This is a genomic window from Sphingomonas sp. AAP5, from assembly GCF_004354345.1.
GTDB lineage: Bacteria > Pseudomonadota > Alphaproteobacteria > Sphingomonadales > Sphingomonadaceae > Sphingomonas > Sphingomonas glacialis.
On the sequence record NZ_CP037913.1, the window covers coordinates 862,871 to 885,167 of the forward strand.

Annotated in this window: 22 protein-coding genes, 1 tRNA gene and 1 pseudogene; 17 read left to right on the top strand and 7 right to left on the bottom strand. The window is 66.2% G+C overall.

The annotated features are described in order from the left end of the window. Positions 1 to 12: 12 nt before the first annotated feature. Positions 13 to 864, bottom strand: coding sequence for an alpha/beta hydrolase (locus E2E30_RS04025; protein ID WP_133187481.1), 852 nt, complete (start codon positions 862 to 864; stop codon positions 13 to 15). Positions 865 to 973: 109 nt separating this feature from the next. Here E2E30_RS04025 and E2E30_RS04030 point away from each other — a divergent pair, with 109 nt between their 5' ends. From E2E30_RS04030 to E2E30_RS04075, 10 genes and pseudogenes are all read left to right on the top strand, one after another. Continuing rightward, entirely contained in the window at positions 974 to 2,332 is a 1,359-nt protein-coding gene (locus E2E30_RS04030; RefSeq protein ID WP_133187483.1) for a DUF418 domain-containing protein, read from the top strand. An 82-nt stretch (positions 2,333 to 2,414) separates the two neighbouring features. Beyond that, entirely contained in the window at positions 2,415 to 4,643 is a 2,229-nt protein-coding gene (locus E2E30_RS04035; RefSeq protein WP_133187485.1) for a S9 family peptidase, read from the top strand. A gap of 158 nt (positions 4,644 to 4,801) precedes the next feature. After that, the gene (locus E2E30_RS04040; RefSeq protein ID WP_133187487.1) at positions 4,802 to 5,518 is read left to right on the top strand and encodes an MgtC/SapB family protein; all 717 of its coding nucleotides are present in this window, start codon (positions 4,802 to 4,804) and stop codon (positions 5,516 to 5,518) included. A gap of 61 nt (positions 5,519 to 5,579) precedes the next feature. Beyond that, entirely contained in the window at positions 5,580 to 6,608 is a 1,029-nt protein-coding gene (locus E2E30_RS04045) for an aspartate-semialdehyde dehydrogenase (protein WP_133187489.1), read from the top strand. A 42-nt stretch (positions 6,609 to 6,650) separates the two neighbouring features. Beyond that, positions 6,651 to 6,896: a FitA-like ribbon-helix-helix domain-containing protein gene (locus E2E30_RS04050; protein WP_133187491.1), complete on the top strand. Its 246-nt coding sequence runs from the start codon at positions 6,651 to 6,653 to the stop codon at positions 6,894 to 6,896. Between the two features lie 68 nt (positions 6,897 to 6,964). After that, positions 6,965 to 7,303: a type II toxin-antitoxin system VapC family toxin gene (locus E2E30_RS04055; RefSeq protein ID WP_272482949.1), complete on the top strand. Its 339-nt coding sequence runs from the start codon at positions 6,965 to 6,967 to the stop codon at positions 7,301 to 7,303. An 8-nt stretch (positions 7,304 to 7,311) separates the two neighbouring features. Further along, a pseudogene (locus E2E30_RS04060) lies at positions 7,312 to 7,763 on the top strand (GFA family protein). Continuing rightward, the gene (locus E2E30_RS04065) at positions 7,744 to 8,505 is read left to right on the top strand and encodes an alpha/beta fold hydrolase (RefSeq protein ID WP_133187495.1); all 762 of its coding nucleotides are present in this window, start codon (positions 7,744 to 7,746) and stop codon (positions 8,503 to 8,505) included. The pseudogene E2E30_RS04060 and the gene E2E30_RS04065 overlap by 20 nt, the downstream one beginning before the upstream one ends. A 52-nt stretch (positions 8,506 to 8,557) precedes the next feature. Further along, entirely contained in the window at positions 8,558 to 10,396 is a 1,839-nt protein-coding gene (locus E2E30_RS04070; protein WP_133187497.1) for a M2 family metallopeptidase, read from the top strand. Then, a complete protein-coding gene (locus E2E30_RS04075; protein WP_133187499.1) occupies positions 10,390 to 11,139 on the top strand; it encodes an SIMPL domain-containing protein in 750 nt (249 codons plus the stop codon). Before E2E30_RS04070 ends, E2E30_RS04075 begins: the two co-directional genes overlap by 7 nt. 43 nt (positions 11,140 to 11,182) lie before the next feature. Here the strand turns inward: E2E30_RS04075 and E2E30_RS04080 are convergent, their stop codons facing one another. The 4 genes from E2E30_RS04080 to E2E30_RS04095 form a co-directional block, all read right to left on the bottom strand. Then, the gene (locus E2E30_RS04080; protein ID WP_133187501.1) at positions 11,183 to 11,689 is read right to left on the bottom strand and encodes a hypothetical protein; all 507 of its coding nucleotides are present in this window, start codon (positions 11,687 to 11,689) and stop codon (positions 11,183 to 11,185) included. A 70-nt stretch (positions 11,690 to 11,759) separates the two neighbouring features. After that, positions 11,760 to 13,214: an AMP nucleosidase gene (locus E2E30_RS04085; RefSeq protein WP_133187503.1), complete on the bottom strand. Its 1,455-nt coding sequence runs from the start codon at positions 13,212 to 13,214 to the stop codon at positions 11,760 to 11,762. Between the two features lie 84 nt (positions 13,215 to 13,298). Next, positions 13,299 to 13,562: a hypothetical protein gene (locus E2E30_RS04090; RefSeq protein WP_133187505.1), complete on the bottom strand. Its 264-nt coding sequence runs from the start codon at positions 13,560 to 13,562 to the stop codon at positions 13,299 to 13,301. Positions 13,563 to 13,671: 109 nt separating this feature from the next. Then, complete coding sequence (locus tag E2E30_RS04095; RefSeq protein WP_133187507.1) at positions 13,672 to 14,151, bottom strand: peroxiredoxin; 480 nt, start codon at positions 14,149 to 14,151, stop codon at positions 13,672 to 13,674. Positions 14,152 to 14,270: 119 nt separating this feature from the next. Between E2E30_RS04095 and E2E30_RS04100 the strand changes: the two genes are divergently transcribed. Together E2E30_RS04100 and ahcY are read left to right on the top strand one after the other, a co-directional pair. Then, positions 14,271 to 14,843, top strand: a complete 573-nt coding sequence (locus E2E30_RS04100) for a YqgE/AlgH family protein (protein WP_133187509.1) — start codon at positions 14,271 to 14,273, stop codon at positions 14,841 to 14,843. Positions 14,844 to 14,947: 104 nt separating this feature from the next. Beyond that, positions 14,948 to 16,381, top strand: coding sequence for an adenosylhomocysteinase (gene ahcY / locus E2E30_RS04105; RefSeq protein ID WP_133187511.1), 1,434 nt, complete (start codon positions 14,948 to 14,950; stop codon positions 16,379 to 16,381). A gap of 118 nt (positions 16,382 to 16,499) precedes the next feature. On the opposite strand, the gene E2E30_RS04110 is transcribed toward ahcY, so the two are convergent. Next, the gene (locus E2E30_RS04110; RefSeq protein WP_133187513.1) at positions 16,500 to 17,108 is read right to left on the bottom strand and encodes a CC0125/CC1285 family lipoprotein; all 609 of its coding nucleotides are present in this window, start codon (positions 17,106 to 17,108) and stop codon (positions 16,500 to 16,502) included. A 294-nt stretch (positions 17,109 to 17,402) separates the two neighbouring features. On the opposite strand from E2E30_RS04110, the gene E2E30_RS04115 reads away from it, so the two are divergent. The 3 genes from E2E30_RS04115 (at position 17,403) to E2E30_RS04125 (ending at position 18,692) form a co-directional block, all read left to right on the top strand. Continuing rightward, positions 17,403 to 17,993: a hypothetical protein gene (locus tag E2E30_RS04115; protein ID WP_133187515.1), complete on the top strand. Its 591-nt coding sequence runs from the start codon at positions 17,403 to 17,405 to the stop codon at positions 17,991 to 17,993. A 34-nt stretch (positions 17,994 to 18,027) separates the two neighbouring features. Then, the gene (locus tag E2E30_RS04120; protein WP_165954452.1) at positions 18,028 to 18,555 is read left to right on the top strand and encodes a DUF2141 domain-containing protein; all 528 of its coding nucleotides are present in this window, start codon (positions 18,028 to 18,030) and stop codon (positions 18,553 to 18,555) included. Positions 18,556 to 18,617: 62 nt separating this feature from the next. Further along, positions 18,618 to 18,692 (top strand) — tRNA-Asn (locus tag E2E30_RS04125). 103 nt (positions 18,693 to 18,795) lie between these two features. Here E2E30_RS04125 and E2E30_RS04130 read toward each other — a convergent pair. Further along, complete coding sequence (locus E2E30_RS04130) at positions 18,796 to 19,590, bottom strand: NAD kinase (protein WP_240699022.1); 795 nt, start codon at positions 19,588 to 19,590, stop codon at positions 18,796 to 18,798. Between the two features lie 207 nt (positions 19,591 to 19,797). Between E2E30_RS04130 and E2E30_RS04135 the strand changes: the two genes are divergently transcribed. Beyond that, the gene (locus E2E30_RS04135; protein WP_133187519.1) at positions 19,798 to 21,786 is read left to right on the top strand and encodes a putative bifunctional diguanylate cyclase/phosphodiesterase; all 1,989 of its coding nucleotides are present in this window, start codon (positions 19,798 to 19,800) and stop codon (positions 21,784 to 21,786) included. A 14-nt stretch (positions 21,787 to 21,800) separates the two neighbouring features. Then, positions 21,801 to 22,256 (top strand): YybH family protein, encoded by a 456-nt coding sequence (locus tag E2E30_RS04140; RefSeq protein WP_133187521.1) that lies wholly within the window; start codon positions 21,801 to 21,803, stop codon positions 22,254 to 22,256. The last annotated feature ends 41 nt before the right edge of the window (positions 22,257 to 22,297 follow it).

The following is a 22,297-nucleotide window of genomic DNA, read 5'->3' on the forward strand; positions in this document are numbered from 1 at the left end:
GCGCAGCGCGACCTAGCGGAACGCGATCAGCTTGACGCTCTCGGGCAGCGGCGGGGTGGGAGCGTCGGGATGGTCGAGGCGCGCGGCGATCGCTTCCATGATAGGGGCGATCACCGCGCCGTCGGGATGGTGGTCGGCACCGCGGATAACTGCGCTGAAGCGGTCGCGCTTGGCGAGGAACGCGGCCTTGTGGAGTTCCTGGCCCATCGCGACGGGGACGGTGTCGTCCGCGAGGCCGTGGATCAGGAAATAGGGTTCGTCGAGCTTGGGCACCGCAGCGAGATTGTCGTAGCGATCGGCGATGAAGCTGCGCGCGAGCTTCGGTGCCATCGCGCGCAGGCCGGTGAAGGTGCCGATCGTCACCAGCGCGTCGAGCTTTTGCCGCATCGCCAAGCCGAACGCGACGCCGCCGCCGAGGCTGTGGCCGATAACGATCACGCGGTTGCTGCCGGCAAGGCGCTTGGCCTCGGCGTAGAACGCGTCGGCATCGCGCCCGAGGCCGGCCTCGTCGGCTCGGCTGGGATTGCCCGAATAGCCGCGATATTCGGCGGCGACCACGCCATAGCCCGCGGCGATCAATGGTGCGAACCAGTCGAGCGAGCCCATCGCGCTCGACGCATTGCCGTGGAAGACGAGCAGCGTCGGCTTGCCCGGCCGCGGTGCGATTTCGGCGCCGGTGATGGCGAGGCCGTCGCTCGTCGTCAGCGTTACCCGCTGCGCGCCCGCTGGGAGCGGCGCCGCGGCGATCGGGGCGGTCGGCGCGGGGTAGATCCGGTCGTGGATCAACTGGCTCGACACGGGGCTTGCCGCCGCGACGAGGAGCGCGGCGCCGAGCGCGACCAGACGGATACGTCTCTGTTGCATCGAATACCCTCGCAGCGCGGCTTTCCTTCCGAAAGCGGGATTGTGTAATGCTTGCATAACACACGTCATCGCGCTATACTTTTCGCGATTTGAGGCCATGGGGGGAAACATGTCCGACGTCGCGATCACCACTGCCGCCGAACCCGATGGCGCGCCGCGCATCGCGGTGCTCGATATCCTGCGCGGGGTGGCGATCCTCGGCATCCTGTTCATGAACATCAACGACATGGGGCAGTCGCTCTATGCGTCGTTCGACGACATTCGCCATCTCGGCTGGTCGGCGAGCGATCAGGTGGCGTGGTGGCTGCGCGAGGTGTTCGCCAACGGCACCGCGCGCTGCATGCTCGAGATGCTGTTCGGCGCGGGGATGGTGATCCTCACCGACCGTGTCGCCGAACGGGCGGGCGAGAGGGTCGTGCTGCGGCGCTACTATGTCCGCAACCTGATCTTGTTCGCCTTCGGGCTCGTCCATGTCTTCATCCTGCTCTGGCCTGGTGACATCCTGCACACCTATGGGCTCGCGGCGTTGGTGGCGTTCCTGTTCCGGCGGTTGCGGCCGCGGCTGCTGATCATGATCGGGCTGACGCTCGCGCTGTTCCAGCTCGTCGGCGGCGGCTATTTCGGCTATTATCAGACGCTGCAGACGCGTGCGCAGGTCGCTGCGATCGAGGCCAAGGTCGCGGCCGGTGCCAAGCCGACCGCCGACGAGCGCAAGCTGCTCAAGAGCAAGGCCGAGAAGACCAAGAAGCGCGCCGAGACCAAGGCCAAATCGCGCAGCGACATTGCGGCGGAAGACGCCGCGCGGACCGGCACCTTCGCGACCTGGGCAGCGGCGCAATGGCACAGCTTTCTCGACATAGAATCGCAATTTCTCGAAGTGCTGTTCGTCTGGGAGGCGGCGAGCGTGATGCTGCTCGGCGCGGCGCTCTACAAGCTCGGCATCCTGCAGGGGCGGCGGTCGCGGCGCTTTTATGTCTGGATGGCAGTCATCGCCTATGGTGTCGGGATCCCGCTCCGCATGATCGGCGCGCACGAGCAGATGCAGTTCGGCAACGGCCCCTACACCTTCTGGGCGAGCTACGAGATTGCGCGTCAGGCAATGACGCTCGGGCATGTCGCGCTGATCAACCTGCTCGTCTCGACCGTGTTCGGCGCGCGGCTGTTGCGGCCCTTCGTTGCGGCGGGGCGGACCGCGCTGTCGATCTACATCGCGCAGACGCTGATCTGCCTGTGGGTGCTGTATCCGCCGTTCGTGCTCGGCCTGTACGGCAAGATGAGCTGGGGGCCGCTGATGGTAACCGCGTTGGTGATCGACGCGGTGCTGCTGGTCGGCGCGAACCTGTGGGTGCGGCAGTACGACATCGCGCCGGTCGAATGGGCGTGGCGGTCGCTGGTCGAGCAGCGCGTGCTGCCATGGCGCAAGCGTCCGCGCGCGCCGCAGGCCGAGGGCGCGCCTGCACTCGCCTAACGTCCCTTTACCTGGCGCGCGGGGCCCGCGATAAGCGCGCTCCACCGCCCGTCTGGGGCGCGACAGGGACTGGAGATGCGGGATGCGGGCGAGTTGGGCTTTTGCGGGCGTGATGCTCGCCTGTGCGGCGGCGCCGGCCATGGCTGCTGATCCCGTCGCCACCCCGCTGACGCTGAAAGCGGTATTCGGCAGCCCCGACCTCTCGGGCGTCCAGCCGCGCGGCGTCAAGCTCTCGCCCGACGGCACGCTGCTCACCTCGCTGCGCCCGCGCGCCGAGGAGAAGGAGCGCTTCGACCTGTGGGCGCGCGACACGCGCACCGGCGTCGAGCGGATGCTGGTCGATTCGAAGAAGGTCGGATCGGGTGCCGAGCTATCCGAGGCCGAGAAGATGCAGCGCGAGCGCGCGCGCATCGCGGGCTCGAAGGGGATCGTGACCTATGATTGGGCGCCCGATGGCAAGACGATCCTCGTGCCGATCGACGGCGACCTGTATCTCGCCGGGCTCGACGGGACGACGCGACGGCTGACCAACGCGCCGGGCGATGGCGCGCTCAACCCGGTGATCAGCCCGAAGGGGGGCTTCGTCAGCTTCGTGCGCGGGCAGAACCTCTTCGTCCAGCCGCTCGGTGGCGGCGATGCGCGGGCCGTCAGCAGCGATGGCGGCGGAACGGTGCATTGGGGCGAGGCGGAGTTCGTCGCGCAGGAGGAAATGGACCGGCGGACGGGATATTGGTGGTCGCCTGCCGACAGCCACATCGCGGTCGAGCGCTTCGACGAGGCGCCCGTCGGGATCGTCACGCGCGCTGCGATCGGTGCGAACGGGACCAAGGTCTATGACCAGCGCTATCCCGCCGCGGGCACGCCCAACGTCGCGGTCGCGCTGTACGTGATGAAGGCGGACGGGTCGGGGAAGGTAAAGGTCGATCTCGGCACAAACCCCGACATCTATCTCGCGCGCGTCGACTGGACGCCCGATGGCAGCGCGCTGCTCGTCCAGCGCGAGAGCCGCGACCAGAAGACGCTCGACATGCTCAAGGTCGATCCTGCGACGGGCAAGGCCACGGTGCTGTTCACCGAGAAATCGGGCACGCGCAGCTGGTTGAACCTGTCCGACGCATATCGTCCGATGAAGGATGGCAGCCTGATCTGGCGTTCGGAGCGGACCGGCTTCGGCCATCTGTATCGCTTCGACAAGGGCCAGTGGACCGCGCTGACCAAGGGGGACTGGGTCGTCCAGGCGCTGCTCGGCGTCGACGAGGCCAAGGGGCGGCTGTTCTTTACCGGTAATAAGGATGGCGTGCTCGAGCAGCACCTCTATTCGGTCGACATCGCGCGTCCGAACGTGATCACGCGCCTCACCGAAGCCGGCTGGTGGAACAACGGCACGATGGACGACGCCGCGACGCGGATTATCGTCTCGCGCTCGAGCGCGGCCCAGCCGACGCAGGTCTATCTCGCCGACGTCGACGGCAAGCGGCTGTCGTGGATCAACGAGAATGCGATCAAGCCAGGGCATCCATACTACCCGTATCTCGCGAGCCACCAGCAGACCAAGTTCGGCACGATCAAGGCCGATGACGGCACCGAGCTCTATTACGAGATGATCACTCCGCCGCTCGCGCCGGGCAAGAAATACCCCGTCTTCTTCCAGCATTATGGCGGCCCGGGCACCGGGCAGCAGGTCACGCGCGGCTGGGGCGGCGCGCTGCCGCAGTACCTCGTGCAGCACGGCTATATCTATTTCCAGATCGACAATCGCGGCTCGTACAATCGCGGCAAGGCGTTCGAGGATCACATCTACCGCGCGATGGGGACGGTCGAGGTCGCCGATCAGCTGGCGGGCGCGAAGTTCATCAAGAGCCAGCCGTTCGTCGATCCCGCGAAGGTCGCGATCTATGGCTGGTCGTATGGCGGCTATATGACGATCAAGATGCTCGAGGCGAACCAGGGCGTCTATGCCGCCGGCGTGTCGGGCGCGCCGGTGACGCAATGGGAGCAGTACGACACCCATTATACCGAGCGCTACATGGGCTCGCCGGTCGCCGACAAGCAGGCCTATCTCGCGTCGGACGCGCTCGGCAAGGCGCCCGACATCAAGGATCCGCTGCTGCTGATCCACGGCATGGCGGACGACAATGTGGTGTTCACCAACTCGACGGCGTTTGCGGCACGGATGCAGGCGACCGCGACGCCGTTCGAGATGATGTTCTACCCGGGCTATACGCACCGCGTCGGTGGGCCGGGGATCAGCGAGCATCTGTGGGGGACGATCCTGACGTTCCTCGATCGCAACGTGAAGGACAAGAAGTAAGAATAACGGCGCTGATACTTCCCCGGCGAAGGCCGGGGCCCAGGAGCGACACGAGAGCATGCGAGCGGCTGCGCTCCGTTACCTCTACCTTCGCTCCTGGGCCCCGGCCTTCGCCGGGGAGGCGGTAGCGAGACAATCGGGCTAGGGCGGCCATCATCATGCGGTTCCTCACCACGTTCCATCTCTGGCCGTTCCTCGACACCGTCGTCAGCTACGTCGCGGCCTTCATCCTCGGCACGCTGATCGGTGCAGAACGCCAGTATCGCCAGCGTACCGCGGGCCTGCGCACCAATGCGCTGGTCGCGCTCGGTTCGGCGGCGTTCGTCGATCTCGGGCAGCGGCTCGGCGGCGACGTCGAGTCGATCCGGATCATCGCCTATGTCGTGTCGGGGATCGGCTTCCTCGGCGCGGGCGTGATCATGAAGGAGGGGATGAACGTCCGCGGGCTCAACACCGCCGCAACCCTCTGGTGCTCGGCCGCAGTCGGCGCGATCGCGGGGAGCGACATGATCGCCGAGGCGGTGCTGCTCACCGGCTTCGTCATCCTCGCCAACACGATGCTGCGCCCGCTGGTCGATGCCATCAACCGCATCCCGCTCGAGGGCCGCAGCGTCGAGGCGACCTATAGCGTGACGATCACCACCGATGCCGAGAAAGCAGGCCCGATGGGCGACCTGCTCACCGAGCATCTCGAGACCGCGCAGCTGCCGGTCGCCGAGCTCGACATCATCTCGCGCGGCGAGGACCGGGTGGAGATTGTGGCCAAGCTCGTAAGTACCAATATAGCGGTGAGCGAGCTCGACGCGCTGACCGATCATCTCGCCACGGTGCATGGAATAACCCATGCCACCTGGCAGGCGCGCACGCACGATTAGCAAAGCGATTGGACGTGCCGGCGTAATGTCGCTACGGGCGCGATCCGAATTGGAGGAATATATGGGTTATCGGATCGTGGTCGCGGGTGCGACGGGCAATGTCGGGCGCGAGATGCTCAATATTCTGAGCGAACGCGAATTTCCGCTCGACGATATCGCCGTGGTCGCATCGTCGCGCAGCCAGGGGGACGAGGTCGATTTCGGCGAGACGGGGCGCAAGCTCAAGGTGCAGAACATCGACCATTTCGATCCGACCGGCTGGGACATGGCGCTGTTCGCGATCGGCTCGGAAGGGACCAAGATCCACGCGCCGCGCTTTGCCGCGGCGGGTTGCACGGTGATCGACAATTCGTCGCTCTACCGCATGGACCCCGACGTGCCGCTGATCGTGCCGGAAGTGAACCCCGATGCAATCGCGGGCTATACCAAGCGCAACATCATCGCCAACCCCAACTGCTCGACCGCGCAGATGGTCGTCGCGCTCAAGCCCTTGCATGATTTCGCCAAGATCAAGCGTGTCGTCGTCTCGACCTATCAGTCGGTGTCGGGCGCGGGCAAGGCGGGGATGGACGAGCTGTTCGAGCAATCGCGCAACATCTTCGTCGGCGATTCGGCCGAAGCCAAGAAGTTCACCAAGCAGATCGCGTTCAACGTGATCCCGCACATCGACAGCTTCCTCGACGATGGGTCGACCAAGGAAGAGTGGAAGATGGTGGTCGAGACCAAGAAGATCCTCGATCCCAAGATCAAGGTCACCGCGACCTGCGTGCGCGTGCCGGTGTTCGTCGGGCATTCGGAGTCGATCAACATCGAGTTCGAGAACGAGATCTCGGCTGCCCAGGCGCAAAAGATCCTCCGCGAGGCGCCGGGCGTGATGCTCGTCGATAAGCGCGAGGACGGCGGATACGTCACGCCGGTCGAATGCGTCGGCGAATATGCGACCTTCATCAGCCGCGTGCGCGAGGATTCGACCGTCGAGAACGGCTTGTCTTTGTGGTGCGTTAGCGACAATCTCCGCAAGGGTGCGGCGTTGAACGCAGTGCAGATCGCGGAGTTGCTCGGGCGGCGGTATCTCAACAAGGGGGACTGAGGCTTAATTGAGCCGATGATAGCGCCGTGATATCATCGGCTCATGGCACAGCTCCTCATTCGCCAGATTGATGACGCCACGATCACGCGGCTGGAAAATTTGGCGCGTGAACGCAAAACTTCGGTCGAGGCCGTCGCGCGGGCGGCGATCCATCAGGCGGCACAGCTGACCGTCGCGGAAAAGCTCGCGATCGTGCGCGAGATGCAGGCCTGGAGTCGCGGTGCCCAAATCCCGGGTGCGCCGCAGACGCCTGGAATCGATTTGATCCGCGAGGGAAGGGACGAGTGATCGTCGACGCGAGCGTCGCGTTCAAATGGCTTGTCGCGGAGTCCGACAGCGAGTAGGCGATCGCCTGGATCGCTTCGGGGACCACCCTTTCGGCTCCGACCTTGATCCTTGCCGAAATTGGCCACGCGCTCACGAAGCGCATCCGACGTGCCGAGCTTTCGGTCGAGGGTGCCGAAGAACGCTTCGCGCGCTTACCATCGCTTATTTCGCTGCTCGACGATGCGTCGTTTGTGGCCCGCGCGTTCGATTTGTCGATCGAGCTGCGCCACGCCTTTTATGACTGCCTCTACCTTGCCGCGGCCGAGGGGCTGGATGATCAACTCTTGACGGCGGATACTGTGTTCGCGGGGAAGCTGTCGGGTCATCCGTTGGGGGGAATCGTCAACGTGCTGGGATCGACACCATGATCGACACCATGATCGAAACCGTCACCGGCGGCTGTGCCAATCCGGCCGCATCCGCCACAGCGTCGTGATCGACAATGACGACGCCTATGTCTGCCACTGCAAGATGTGCCGGCGCGCGACGGGCGGCATCTCGATCGCGCTAAAGGGCGTCAAGATCGCCAATGTCAGCTGGGAGCGCGAACCCGATCGCTACCAGAGTTCGCCGATCGCGCAGCGCGGCTTCTGCAGCGCGTGCGGGACGCCGCTGACCTTCGAATATCTCGAGCCCGGCGAAAATATGGACCTCACCGTCAGCAGCTTCGACGACCCGTCGCGCTACCGCCCGATGCAGCATTTCTCGCCCGAGACTTGGCACGCGGCATGGCTCGACACTAAGGACCTTCCGACGACGCCGCGCGTGGCGGATAACCCCTCCACGGCCGATCGATGGATGAAAGCGCTTGGCAAACTCCCCGACTGAACCGCAGTTCTTCGAGAGCTTCGATGACACCCGCCTGGCATGGCGCGAAATGGGCGAGGGGCGCCCTGTCGTGCTGATCCACGGCTTCTTCTCGAACGCGACGATCAACTGGATTAAATACGGCCACGCCGCGAAGATCGCTGCGGCGGGTTTCCGCGTGATCATGCCCGACCTGCGCGCGCATGGCGACAGCGCCAAGCCGCATGATACCGCCAGCTATCCGCCCGACGTGCTGATGCGCGACGGCTTCGCGCTGATCGAGCACCTCGGGCTCTCCGATTACGATCTCGCGGGCTATTCGCTCGGTGGGCGTACGACGATGCGGATGCTTGCCAATGGCGCGACGCCGCGACGCGCGGTGCTGTCGGGGATGGGGCTCGAGGGCATCCTTCACACCTCGGGGCGCGGGCATTATTTCCACAACGTGCTGACCAACCTCGGCAGCTTCGCGCGCGGGAGCAGCGAGTGGCTGACCGAGGCGTTCCTCAAGACCACGGGCGGCGATCCGGTGGCGTTGCTGCGCATCCTCGACACCTTCGTCGATACGCCGGCCGAGGCGATCGCGGCGATCGAGACGTCGACCCTCGTGGTCACCGGCGTCGATGACGACGACAATGGCTCGGGCGAAGCGCTCGCCGAAGCGATGCGGCATGCGACCTTCCGGTCGGTGCCGGGCAACCATATGAGCGCGGTGCTCAAGCCCGAGCTCGGCGCGGCAATCGCAGAGTTTCTCGCGGCTTGACCGGGCGCGTGATGCGGCACAGATTGCCGCATCACGTAAAACGGGGCTTTCCATGATCCGCACAGGTATTTCTTCGCTCGCGCTCGTTCTGGCGCTGGCGACCACGCCGACGCTCGCCGCGGCCGCGCCGGCGCCCGCTGCCGCGACGGCCGCCCCCACCACCGCTGAGGCCGACGCCTTCGTCGCGCGTGCGGAAAAGGAGCTCGCGGATTTCTCTACCCCAGCTCAGCAGGCGGCGTGGATCAACGCGACCTACATCACCGATGACACCGATGCGATCGCCGCCAAGTTCGGCGCCGAGGGCACCGAGATGCAGGTCCGCCTCGCGCTCGAGGCCGCGAAATATGCGAGCCTGCCCGGACTGTCGTTCGACACCAAGCGCAAGCTCGATCTGCTCCGCAACGGCCTGACGCTGCCCGCGCCGACCACGCCGGGTGCTGCAGCCGAGCTGTCGACGATCGTGACCAAGCTCGGCTCGGACTATGGCAAGGGCAAGGGAACGCTCGACGGCAAGCCGATCAACGGCAGCGACATCGAGGCGGCGATGGGCGAGGTGCGCGATCCCGCCAAGTCGAAGGAGATGTGGGTCAGCTGGCACGACGCCGTCGGCGCGCCGATGCGCAAGGATTTCGCGCGCGAGGTGGTGATCGCCAACCAGGGCGCGAAGGGGCTCGGTTATGCCGATGTCGGCGCGCTGTGGCGCTCGGGGTATGACATGACGCCGGCTCAGTTCAAGGCGACCACCGACACGCTGTGGAAGCAGGTCGAGCCGCTCTACAAGGCGCTCCACACCTATGTCCGCTGGAAGCTCAACGCGAAATATGGTGATGCGGTGCAGCCCAAGACCGGCGCGATCCGCGCCGATCTGCTCGGCAACATGTGGGCGCAGGAATGGGGCAATATCTATGATGTCGTCGCCCCGGCAGGCGCGGGCGATGTCGGCTACGACGTGGGCGAGCTGCTGAAGGCCAAGCGCTACGATCCGATCAAGATGTTCAAGACCGGCGAGGGCTTCTATTCCTCGCTCGGCTTCAAGCCGCTGCCCGATACCTTCTGGGCGCGCTCGCAGATCGTGAAGCCGGCCGACCGCGAAGTCGTGTGTCATGCCTCGGCGTGGGACGTCGACAGCGTCAACGATTTGCGGATCAAGATGTGCACCAAGGTCAATGGCGACGACTTCGTCACGATCCATCACGAGATGGGCCATAATTACTATCAGCGCGCGTATAACGCGCAGCCCTTCCTCTACCGCAACGGCGCGAACGACGGCTTCCACGAGGCGATCGGCGATTTCGTCGCGCTGTCGATCACGCCCGATTATCTGGTCAAGATCGGCCTGCTCGATCCCGCCAAGGTGCCGAGCCCCGACAAGGATATCGGCCTGCTGCTCAAGCAGGCGATGGACAAGGTCGCCTTCCTGCCATTCGGCCTGCTGATCGACAAATGGCGTTGGGGCGTGTTCTCGGGCGCGACGCCGGAGGCGCAGTATGAGAAGAGCTGGAACGAGCTGCGGCTGAAGTATCAGGGGATCGTCCCGCCGGTGCCGCGCGACGAGACGCGCTTCGATCCGGGCGCGAAATACCATGTCGCGGCGAGCGTGCCCTATGCGCGCTACTTCCTCGCGCGGCTCTACCAGTTCCAATTCTATCAGGCGGCGTGCAAGCAGTCGGGCTGGACCGGGCCGCTGCATCGCTGTTCGTTCTACGGCAACAAGGAAGTCGGCGCGAAGTTGGATGCGATGCTCGCGATGGGCCAGTCGAAGCCGTGGCCCGAGGCGCTGCAGGCGTTCACCGGCAGCCGCGAGCTGTCGGGCCAGGCGATGGTCGAGTATTTCGCGCCACTCAAGGCGTGGCTGGACAAGCAGAACCAGGGGAAGCCAAGCGGATGGTAACGTCCTTCCTGATCATGGCCGTTCTCGCGGGCCAGGCCGTCACCGGCGGGAGCCCGCCTGTGACGGTTGAGATCGTTGCTTCCGGGCACGTTGAAACGCCCGCAGATCGCTTTCGCGTCTCGGGCAACGTCCTCGCCTGCGGTGCTACAAAGGCCGAGGCGGATGCGGCGTTGGCGCGCAAGGTCGCCGAGCTCGAAGCGAGCCTGCGCGCCATCGGCGTCACCAAGGCGCAGCCGCTCGAACGGCCCTCGCTCGCCGGGATGATGGGGGCGATGTCCGGCACGCGCGGGTCGTATGGTTGCAATACGGTCGATTTGAAGGATCTGCTCGCAAGTCCCGGAGCGGCGACGAAGCCAAAGCCGGCCGAGCGGCTGGGTGCGAATGCGCCGGTTTCGTTTGACGCGCCAAGTCGGCCGGTGGCGATGCGCGCGATTGCGGCGCTTACGGCGGCCGACGCGAAACCGTCCGAAAAGCCGCTCGCGATCTTGATCGACGATACGACAGCGCGGCGTGCGGCCAAGCAGCAAGCATTGACCAAGGCAAGGCAGGAAGCTGCTGCGTACGCCGTGTCGCTAGGGTCCGGACCTGCCACGCTGACGAGGATCAGCGAGAAGCAGGACTGGAACTCGACCGATTTTGCAGGTCAGATGGTCCGGATGATCGGCCTCGCCGCCTCGGCTCCCAGCGACTCCGTGGCGACCGATGTGACGCTGACGGTAGAATTCAGTTTGGCCGAGCGGTGAACGATGGGTGATCGGCCGCACGACGTCCGATCACCGTCCTGACTTATTCCGGAACCGTGCCTTCATCGGCGATCCCGGCTTCGAACGACGCGCTCGAATCGGTGCCATCGGCCTGATGCGCGTGCGCGCCGGGGTTGAGCTTTTCGTCGCGCGGCGTGCTCGAGCGCAGGGCGAAGAGCGCGGCGGTGGCGGCGGCGCCGATCGCGGCGATCCCGCCGACGACGGTGGCTTTGCCCCAGCGGCTCCCGGACTTGGCGCGCGGCGTGGCGGCGGCGGCGGCAGTCGTCTTGGCAGGCGCCTTGCGCGCGGTCGCTGGCTTGCTTGCCGTCGCGCGCGTCGAGGTCGTCGGACGCGGCTTGGCGGGCTTGCGCGGGGCGGGGGCCTTGGTCGGGGTGGCCTTTACCGTGGCTTCAACTGGCGTTTTGCTGGTGGCCGCTGTCTTGCGCGGGGTGGCGGGCTTGGCCTTGGCCGGTGGGGGCGGCGTCGCAGATGCGTCCGCCGCCGGGCGCTTGGACTCAGTATCGGTCGGCTTTTTGGGCGGCGTTGCCATGGGGTCGTCCTTGTTCGTTGAGCTTGCGTAACGCACGAAGCCGCCGGGGTGTCCCCCAACGGGGCGTGGCTTAGCGGAAGGGGGGTTCGTTGAACGCGCGGAGCTTGCGGCTGTGGAGCTTCTGCCCCTCGCGGCGCAATTCCTCGCACGCCTCGATGCCGATCCGCATATGCTCGCTGATCGCGCGTTCGTAGAAGCGGTTGGCTTGCCCCGGCAGCTTCAATTCGCCGTGGAGCGGTTTGTCCGAGACGCACAGCAGCGTCCCATAGGGCACGCGGAAGCGATAGCCCTGCGCGGCGATCGTCGCCGATTCCATGTCGATCCCGACCGCACGGCTGAGCGAGAAGCGCAGGGCGCTGCGCGAATATTGCAGCTCCCAATTGCGGTCGTCGGTGGTGACGATCGTGCCGGTGCGCAGCCGCCGCTTGAGTTCGTCGCCCGACTGGCCCGAGATCGTCTCGGCGGCGCGGGCGAGCGCGAGCTGGACTTCGGCGATCGCGGGGACGGGAATCGCGGGCGGCAGCACGTCGTCGAGTACGTGATCGTCGCGCAGATAGGCGTGCGCGAGCACATAATCGCCGATCCGCTGGCTCGGGCGCAGGCCACCGCAATGGCCGATCATCAGCCACGCCTCGGGCCGTAGCACCGCGAGATGGTCGCAGATCGTCTTGGCGTTCGCCGGGCCGACGCCGATATTGACGAGCGTGATCCCGGTGCCGTCCGCCGCCATCAGATGATAGGCCGGCATCTGGTGGCGCCGCCATGCGCTGGTATCGGCAAGCGCCGCCTCGACATCGTCGCCTGCGCGCAGCAGCACGCCGCCCGCACCCGACACGCCGCTGTAGCGCGATGGTGTGCCGTCGGATCCAGGCGCGAGCTGGCTGAACGCCCAGCGGACGAACTCGTCGACATAGCGGTGATAGTTGGTGAACAGCACATAGCGCTGGACATGCTCGGGCGGCGTCCCGGTGTAATGCCGCAGCCGCGCGAGCGAGAAGTCGGTGCGCAGGCCATCGAACAGCGCGAGCGGGCGCGCGCCGTCGCTGACGGCGTACAGGCCGTCGGCGATCTCGTCGCCGATATGCGCGAGCTCGGTCGCCGGGAAATAGCGCGCGAGTTCGACTGCGGAGACTTGGTCGAGGCTGAGCGCGTGGCCGGGATCGATCACATACGGGAAAGGGATTTCCTGCCGCCCCGCGACCGCCTCGACCGTGACGTCGTAATCCTCGATCAGCAGCGTCAACTGTTCGGTGAGATAGTCGGCAAAGATCGCGGGCTTGGTGACGCTGATCGCGTAATCGCCTTCGGTGACGAGCCGACCGAACGATCGCATCGGCGTCGGCCGGTCGCTCCCGCCGCGATAGTGAAGGTGGATTTCGGGATAGGCGAAGCTGCCATCGTGGCGGCTTTCGGGTGCGGGTTGCTCGCCCGTCGCGAGATAGGCGGTCAGCGCCTGCTGAAGCCGCGCCACCGAGGCGCGATAGAGCCGATCGAGTTCGGCGACGATGTCGGATGCTTGCGTCATCCCAAAGGGCTAAACCGGGACCGTTACGCTGGCAAGTCGGCGCCACCCCGACGTTGGCCGGGATGGCACGCGATCTTCAGGCTGTCAGGCCTTCGCGTCGGTCTTCGTCGGCTCGTCATCCTTGGCGAGCAGCTTGCTTGCCCCGAACGCCGCACCGGCGATCGCCGCTGCTGCACCTGCCGCGATTCCGGCAGCGGCAAGCGGGTTGGCCTTGGCCGCGTCGACCGTCGCGGTGAACGCCTCGGTCACGGCGTCCTTGGCCTGCTCGAACAGCCCTTCGGCCTGCTCGATGATCGTTTCGGTCGTGCTGGCCGCGGACTTGGTCGAATCGATTTTGTGGTCGCTCATGGCACTGCCCTTTCCAATGAACTCATCCCTAGCAACTCATTGAGACGGGCCAGGTTCCGTGAGCGCGATCGGCGCGGCGTCGCGATCGCTCGCTTCGCCGCGACGAGGGTCAGATTTCGCTCAGCAGATGCTCGGCCGACGAGACTTCGAACGCGCCGGGGGCTTCGACGTTGAGCTGCTCGACGACGCCGTCGTTGACGAGCATCGAATAGCGCTGGCTGCGCTCGCCCATGCCGAACTTCGAACCGTCGAAGGTCAGGCCGACGGCCTTGGCGAAATCGGCATTGCCGTCGGCGAGCATCACGATGTCGCCAGCGTCGCTCGCCTTGCCCCAAGCGCCCATCACGAAGGCATCGTTGACCGAGGTGAACGCGATCTCGTCGACGCCCTTGGCCTTGAGTTCGGCAGCCTTGTCGACGAAGCCGGGCAGGTGACGCGCCGAGCAGGTCGGGGTGAAGGCGCCGGGTACCGCGACCAGCGCGACCTTGCGGCCCTTGAAGAACTCGTCCGAGCTGATTTGATCGGGGCCATCGGCCGTGGCCTTGGTGAGGGTGATGCTCGGGATACGGTCGCCGACGCTGATCGTCATGGAAATCTCTCCTGTTGCGCCGCCCGGTGAAGAAAGTGCGAGCGGCGCGCCGTACGTCGTGCAGGCGGGCGTGAATTTCAAGCGTGGCGAGCCGCGCGGCACGGGCCTATGTTCGGTGCATGGATCAAGCGACTTTCCTTACCGGCCAGTTTCTGCTGGCGATGCCCGGGATCGGCGACCCGCGCTTCGATCATGCCGTGATCGCGATGTGCGCGCATGACGCGGAGGGCGCGCTCGGCATCGGGGTCGGCACGGCGATCGAGGGGCTGGGGCTGCACGCCGTGCTCGAGCAGCTCGAGATCGATCCGGGCGTCGCGCCCGACGCCCCGGTGCATTTCGGCGGCCCGGTCGAGCCGCGGCGCGGCTTCGTGCTCCACACGCTCGATTGGGCAGGACAGGATACGATCGAAGTGGCCGGCGCGGCGGGTGCGCTGTGGGGGCTGTCGGGGACGATCGACGTGCTCAAGGCGATTGCCGAGGGCCGCGGCCCGTCGCGCTGGCTTGTCGCGCTCGGCTATGCCGGGTGGTCCGAGGGGCAGCTCGATGGCGAGATGACGCGGCATGGCTGGTTCAACGTCGCGGCAACGCCGGATCTCCTGTACGACGTCGCGGCCGACGCCCGCTGGGAGGCGGGTTTTGCGATTGCCGGGATCGATCCGCGCCTGCTGGTCAGCGAGGCCGGGCGGGCGTGAGACGGTTTTCCGGATTTCCGGGCAAGACATAAAGATATCTTTATATTTGATCCGGAGGCGTTTTGCGGGTAGGGGCGCGGCATCACACAACCGGAGATAGCCCCGTGGCCACCGTTCTCGACCGCCCTGCGAACGACTATGTCGTCGCCGACATCACGCTTGCCGATTTCGGTCGCAAGGAAATCAACATCGCCGAGACCGAGATGCCCGGCCTGATGGCGCTGCGCGAAGAATTCGCCGCATCGCAGCCGCTCAAGGGCGCGCGCATCACCGGTTCGCTGCACATGACGATCCAGACCGCGGTGCTGATCGAGACGCTGACCGCGCTCGGCGCCGACGTCCGCTGGGCGACGTGCAACATCTTCTCGACGCAGGACCATGCCGCTGCCGCGATCGCCGCGACGGGCGTTCCCGTGTTCGCGATCAAGGGCGAGAGCCTGGCCGACTATTGGAACTATGTCGGCGACATCTTCAACTGGGGTGCGGACGCCGACAAGGGTGGCAACGGCCAGACCGCCAACATCATCCTCGACGATGGCGGCGACGCGACGATGTTCGCGCTGTGGGGCGCCAAGCTCGAAGCTGGCCACACGATGGGCGAGCCCGAGAATGACGAGGAAGTCGAATTCCAGCGCGCATTGAAGGCGTTCGTGGCGAAGTATCCCGGTTACCTGACCGAGACCGTCAAGAACCTGAAGGGCGTTTCGGAAGAGACCACGACGGGCGTCCACCGCCTGTACGAGATCGCCAAGAAGGGCGAGCTGCCGTTCCCCGCGATCAACGTCAACGACTCGGTGACGAAGTCGAAGTTCGACAACCTCTACGGCTGCAAGGAATCGCTGGTCGACGCGATCCGTCGCGCGACCGACGTGATGCTCGCCGGCAAGGTCGCCTGCGTCGCCGGTTTCGGTGACGTCGGCAAGGGTTCGGCGCAGTCGCTCCGCAACGGCGGCGCGCGCGTGATGGTCACCGAAGTCGATCCGATCTGCGCGCTGCAGGCCGCGATGGAGGGCTTCGAAGTCGTAACGATGGAAGAGGCCGTGACCCGCGCGGACATCTTCTGCACCGCGACCGGCAATGCCGACGTCATCACCGCCGAGCACATGGCGGCGATGAAGCCGATGTCGATCGTCTGCAACATCGGCCACTTCGACTCGGAGATCCAGATCGCCGCGCTGTCGAACTATGAGTGGGACGAAGTGAAGCCGGGCACCGACCTGGTGAAGTTCCCCGATGGCAAGCAGATCATCATCCTCGCCAAGGGTCGTCTGGTGAACCTCGGCTGCGCCACGGGCCACCCGTCGTTCGTGATGTCGGCATCGTTCACCAACCAGACGCTCGCGCAGATCGAGCTGTGGACCAAGGGCGAGAACTACAAGAACGAAGTGTACGTCCTGCCGAAGCACCTCGACGAGAAGGTTGCAGCGCTCCACCTCGAAAAGCTCGGCGTGAAGCTCTCGCAGCTGACCCCGAAGCAGGCTGGCTATATCGGCGTTCCGGTCGAAGGCCCGTTCAAGCCCGACCACTACCGCTACTAAGGACGCGGCGCCCACGGGCGCCGCTCCAACAAAAAAGCCGCATCCGCTCAAGAGCGGGTGCGGCTTTTTCGTATTCGGTATCAGGTCCCGGCCGCGCTGGGCGCGACCGGGCGCGCGATCACTTGGGCGTGACGATGCTCGGCCCGAGGTTGGCGATAACGTCATGCGCGTCGAATGCGCGAATGTTGTCCTTGGGCTTCGGACCCTTGCCGATCACGATCTCGGCATTGGCTTCGTATTTGTCGATCGTGTTGACGTCGATCCCGCGGTCGAAGAAGGGATCGCCGAAATATGGATCCCAGCTGCGCCAGCCGAAGCCGCGGCCGCGATAGCGCCAGCTCGGGCCCCAATAGCCGCCACCGAAACCGCCACCATAACCGAACCCGCCGCCATACCCGCCGATTCCGGGCGTGGTATAGGTGCGCGTCTTCTTGTCGACTTCACGATCGGCGAAGACGAAATAATCGCCACCGTTCTGCACCGTCAGTTCGGCTGCGCGATACAGCAGATATTTTTCGACCGTGTCGCGCGCGGTGTAGCTGTTGCCCGAGAAGCTGACCATGAAGCGGTTCGCCTCGATCTGGCGATCGCTATAGCCCGAGCGTTCGAAGCCGCGTCCGACCGCGGGGCCATAGGTGGATTCGGTAGCGCAAGCGGACGTCAGCAGGGTGACGGCGCCGAGCGCGACCACCAGGGATTTTCTAAGCGTTGGGGAAGCTATCGGCATTTCGATCTCCAGAGGCGGTCCAGTGCGGCGAACCGTGCCGTGCGGGCCATGAAGCGCAGAACGATCGAGGTGGCGCAAGGCTCCGCCAATCTTCTGGTCGCGTCACCGATAGCGCGGGCCACATGAACCGCAACTGACGCGGCGATGACGAATGCGGAAATCCGTTCGTCGATGCGACGAACCGTTTTGTCGCAGCCGGGGACGGTATCTGGCGGTTCTCTCGCGCTGGCGCCGTCACGGTATCGAGAGCGATTGCAGGCGGGGGCGTCTTGCGGTCGGCTCGGGAGGATGGCCATGCGGATTGCGCTCGGGATTTCGTTGGGACTGATCGCCGCGACCATGCCGGTCGCCGCATCCGCCGCGCCGGCGGACGCGCTCGATTCGCCGCTGTCCACGGTCGTCGAACGGATGTTGCCGGTCGAGGCGAAACTCACCCCCGATTTCCGCGTGCGCACCGATCTGCTGACCACTTCGACAAGCATCAGCCCGCTTGGCGATCCTACAGGCCCGATGCAGCATCGCTTCGCGAGCTCGATGATCGATTATTATCCGCTCGGCGGCAGCGGCCTGCGGCTCTCCGCCGGCATGCGCTTCTTCCAGGTCGCCAATTTCCTCAAGGACGCCGAGAAGGCGACTGCTGGCCTGCTGTACAACCCGCGTCTGCCTGGCAGCGGCAATGCGGTGCGGACTGGCTTCAACCGCCACACGCCCGCCGCGACGGTCGGTTATACGGGCACCTTCAAGAACGCGCTGTTCGGGGTCGAGGTCGGCAGCCTGATCGGCAACGCCAATGCCAATTTGCCGCGCGCCATGGACCGGCTGAGCAACCGCGCGCGCGGCGGGATGAACCCGATCGCCAATGTGGTGTTCGGGCTGCGGTTCTGAAGTGGGCGATACGCCACCGTATGTGGGACTGAGGATGAAGACGATCTTGAATCTCGCGCTGGGTGTCTGCGGCGCGATGCTGGCACTCCCGAGCGTGGCGCAGGCCGGCGGCATCATGGGCACCGATGCCGCGCATTGCAGCTCGGGCAAGGGGCCGGCGATCCAAGTCAACGTGCTCGATCTCAAGGACCGCCGCGGGCAGCTCAAGCTCGAGCTCTATCCCGCGAACGACGCCGACTTCATGCGCTCCGACACCGAGTTGCTCGCCGAGGGCAAGGTGTTTCGCCGCGTGACCGTCGACGCGCCGGTCGCCGGGCAAGTCGCGATGTGCATTCGCGTGCCACATCCGGGGCGCTATGCGCTGCTGTTCCTCCATTCGCGCCGCGCGCAGGACAAGTTCGACTTCTGGCAGGACGGCGTCGGGCTGCGCAGCAACACCCGCATCGGCCGCGCGCGCCCGCCGCTCGCCAACGCGACGGTCGAGGTGGGCAACGGGGTTTCGGTGCTCGATATCGAGACGCAATATCTGCGTGGACTCCGCGGATTCAGCCCATTGCGATAAAAGCGCATTACGGGCCTTGCGCGTTCGCGAAACCCGCTGCTATAGGCACGCCACTGCAGTGTTCCCCGATAGCTCAGCGGTAGAGTAGGTGACTGTTAATCACTTGGTCGTTGGTTCGAATCCAACTCGGGGAGCCATTTTCCACCGCAGTGCGTGACCCGCAGCCTAACGCTTAGGCGCGGTCACCATCTCCCAGAAATCAGTGTTTCGCTCCGTACTCGCCGCGATACGTCGCGCGGGTCAGGCCGCAAACTGTTCCATAGTAATCCGATCGTCGAGCGCGTGCTCGGGATCGAACAGCAGCGTCAGCTCGCGCGTGCGGTCGATCATGATCTCGACGCGCGCGACATCGCGAATCTCGCGCTGATCGGCCACCGCGCTGACGGGGCGTTTGGCGGGTTCGAGCACGCGCAGCGTGATCCGCGCCTTGTCGGGCAGGATCGCGCCGCGCCAGCGCCGCGGGCGGAACGGGCTGATCGGCGTCAGCGCGAGCATGTTCGAGCCGAGCGGCAGGATCGGTCCTTGCGCCGAAAGATTGTACGCGGTCGATCCGGCCGGTGTGGCGACCAAGATGCCGTCGCACGCGAGCTCGGGCAACACGATGCGGTCGTTGACGGTGACCTCGAGCTTGGCGGTCTGGCGCGTTTCGCGCAGCAGCGAAACTTCGTTGATCGCGGGGAGCGCGAAGCTTTCGCCGCCCACCGTCGTCGCGGTCATCGCGAGCGGCACCACCTTGAACGCCTTGATTCGCTCGAGCCGCGCATCGAGCCCGTGCGGGCGCCACTCGTTCATCAGGAACCCGACAGTGCCGAGGTTCATCCCGAACACCGGAACGACCGGCTTGCGCCGCTCGAGCATCGCGTGGAGCGTCTGGAGCATGAACCCGTCACCGCCGAGTGCGACGATCAGTTCGGCGTCCTCGACGGGAACCCAATCGTGTGCGTCGGACAGCATTGCGGCGGCGTCCTGCGCGGCCTGGGTCGGGGACGCGACCAGCGCGCGGCGCGCGCCGGCCATGTTGGCGGAAACTGTCATGGCGCGTTCCCGCTGGTGGTGTGCGGCGCTGCCACGACCGCCGGCGCGAAGCCACGCACAGCGCGGGCCTTGCGGTCGGGACGGTCGGCAAGAACAGGCGCGCTGGTCATCTCGCTTGGAGCTAGGGCTTCGGATCGAGCGTCACAAGGGCGATTGCGGCGGTAACACCCTCTTCTTTAACCCAAGACGGCGCATTAGGGTCGTTGCATGACCGGTACGCCCAACGCCCCGCTTTTCATCCTGTCGTTCCGACAGCGCGACGAACTGGCGTCCTTGGCGGCGGGCGCTGGCTGGCAAGTCGTCGCCGCGCGCCGGGCGGGCGGGGCCGAGCGACGCTTCCTGTCGAGCGGCGCCGCAGTGGCGGTGATCGATGCGCGCGGCGCGCCGGCCGACGGGGTGAATGCGGCGCGCACGATGAGCGGCGCGGTCGAGGCGAATGGTGGCGCACTGCTCGCTTTGGTTTCGCGCGGCGAGGCGGCGACGATCGCCGCGCTTTACGGCGCGGGGGCCACGCATTTCCTGGCGAGCCCGTTCAGCGAGGCTGAATTCCTCCAGGCGGTCCGCTTTGCCGCGCGCCATGCCGAGCGGATGGCGCGCGAATGGGCGGCGGGGCCGGTCTTCGCGCCGCTCGGCTGGCGCTACGATCTGATCAGCCGGACGCTCATTCTCACGCCGGGGCTCGCAGCTTTGCTCGCGATCGACGACGAGCCGAGCGTGCGCGCGATGCTGCGACGGCTCGACCGCGGTGATCGCATCGCTGCCGTGGCGGCGCTGCGCCGGGTCTCGGCCAACCGTCCGGCCACCGCCTTTGCGCATGATTCGGACCTGACGACGGTCGGGCGCGTGGTGCAGCATCTCCAGCTCGACGCCGAAGGCGGGCGGATCGACGCCGTGGTCGAACCGCTCGGCAGCGCGCCCGAGCCGGCCGCCGAGCTGCGCGAGTCGCTTGCCGGTGCGCGCGATGCGGGGAGCGCGCGGCGCTGGCTGACGCGGCGGCTCGCCGACGAGACCGGCGCGCCGCTGCACGCGATGCTGATCGCGCTCAATCGCTTCGACATGGTCAATACGGCCTATGGCCGCGCGACGGGCGACGCCTTGCTCAGCAGCGCGCAGAAGCGGATCGACGATGTCGTGCGCGACATGCTCGGGCGCGACGCGCTGATCGTACGGCTCAGCGGGTCGACCTTCCTGGTTGCGGCCCGCAGCATCCGGTTGCGGATCGATCTCGTGGTCGAGCGAATCGCGCACGCTCTGGCGCGCCCGTTCGTGACGGGCGATTCGATCGCCGTGCTCGGTTGCCGGATTGGGCTGGCCGAGGCCCTGCCCGACGATAGCGCGGCAAGCCTGTTGCGCCGCGTCAGCGAGGCGCTGGCCGACGCGCGCGAGTCCGATACCGCGACGATGCGCGTCGCCGACGCCGAGCAAGGCGATGCGCCGATCGATCAGCTTGCGGTCGAGCTCAACCATGCGCTCGAGCGCGGCGAGATTGGCGTGCTGTACCAGCCGCAGGTGTCGGTCTCGACCGGGGCGATCGTCGGCGTCGAGGCCTTGGCACGCTGGGAGCATGGCGTGCTCGGCACGATCGGCGCAGAGACGCTGTTCGCCGCGGCGGCGCGGGCCGATCTCGAGATCGGGCTGTCGGACCATATTCAGCGCGTCGTGCTCGCGCAGGCGGCGGCGTGGCCTGCGGCCCTGGCGGGCTTGCGCCTGTCGCTCAACCTGACCGCGGCCGACATCGCGCGGCCGGGTTTCGCCGACCTGTTTCTCGACCGCGTCGATGCCAGCGGCTTCCCGCGAACGCGGCTGACGCTTGAAATTACCGAGAGCGGGCTGATCGAGGATCTCGGCATCGCCTCGGCGTTGCTGTCGGTGATGCGCGGGGCGGGGTGCCGGATCGCGATCGACGATTTCGGGACGGGCTATTCGAGCCTCGCCTATCTCAAGGCATTGCCGCTCGATTATCTCAAGATCGACAAGAAGCTCGCGCAGGACATTACCGGGTCGGCGCGCGACCGGATCGTGGTGCGCGGCGTGATCGACATGGCGCGCTCGCTCGGGCTGACGGTGATCGCCGAGGGGGTCGAGACGCAGCCGCAACTCGAGGCGCTGGCGGCCGAGGGGTGCCAGATCTATCAAGGGTTCCTGTGCGCCGAACCGATCTCGGTCGAGGCGCTCGAGGCGCTGGTCGCGCGCTAGCTGGAGGTACCGGAATGAAGCGCCTTGCCTTGGGAATGTTCCTCGCCGCAGCGCCGCTTGCGGCCAACGCGACTCCGCCAGCGCCCGTGGCGCAGCGTGCGCCGCAAGCCGGCGTCGAGGCGGCGATGGCCGATAGCGCGGCGGGCTGGAATGCGGGCGATCTCGCGCGCTTCATGGCGGTGTATTCGGATGCACCCGAGACCAGCTTCGTGACGAAGACCGGCGTGCTGCGCGGCAAGGCAGTGATGGCCGAGCGCTATCGTACCAAATATGACTTCGCCGATGCCGGCAAGCGCGGTGTGCTGAGCTTCGTCACGCTCGACTTCCGGCTGCTCGATCGCGGTCATGCGCTCTATATCGGCCGCTACACGCTGCGGGGCGCCGATGGCAAAGAACAGTCGGGGATGACCTCGCTGGTGTTTCGCAAGGAGCGGGCGGGGTGGCGGATCATCGCCGACCATAGTTCGTAACCTCACCGTTCCCCGGCGAAGGCCGGGGCACAGCAGCGCGC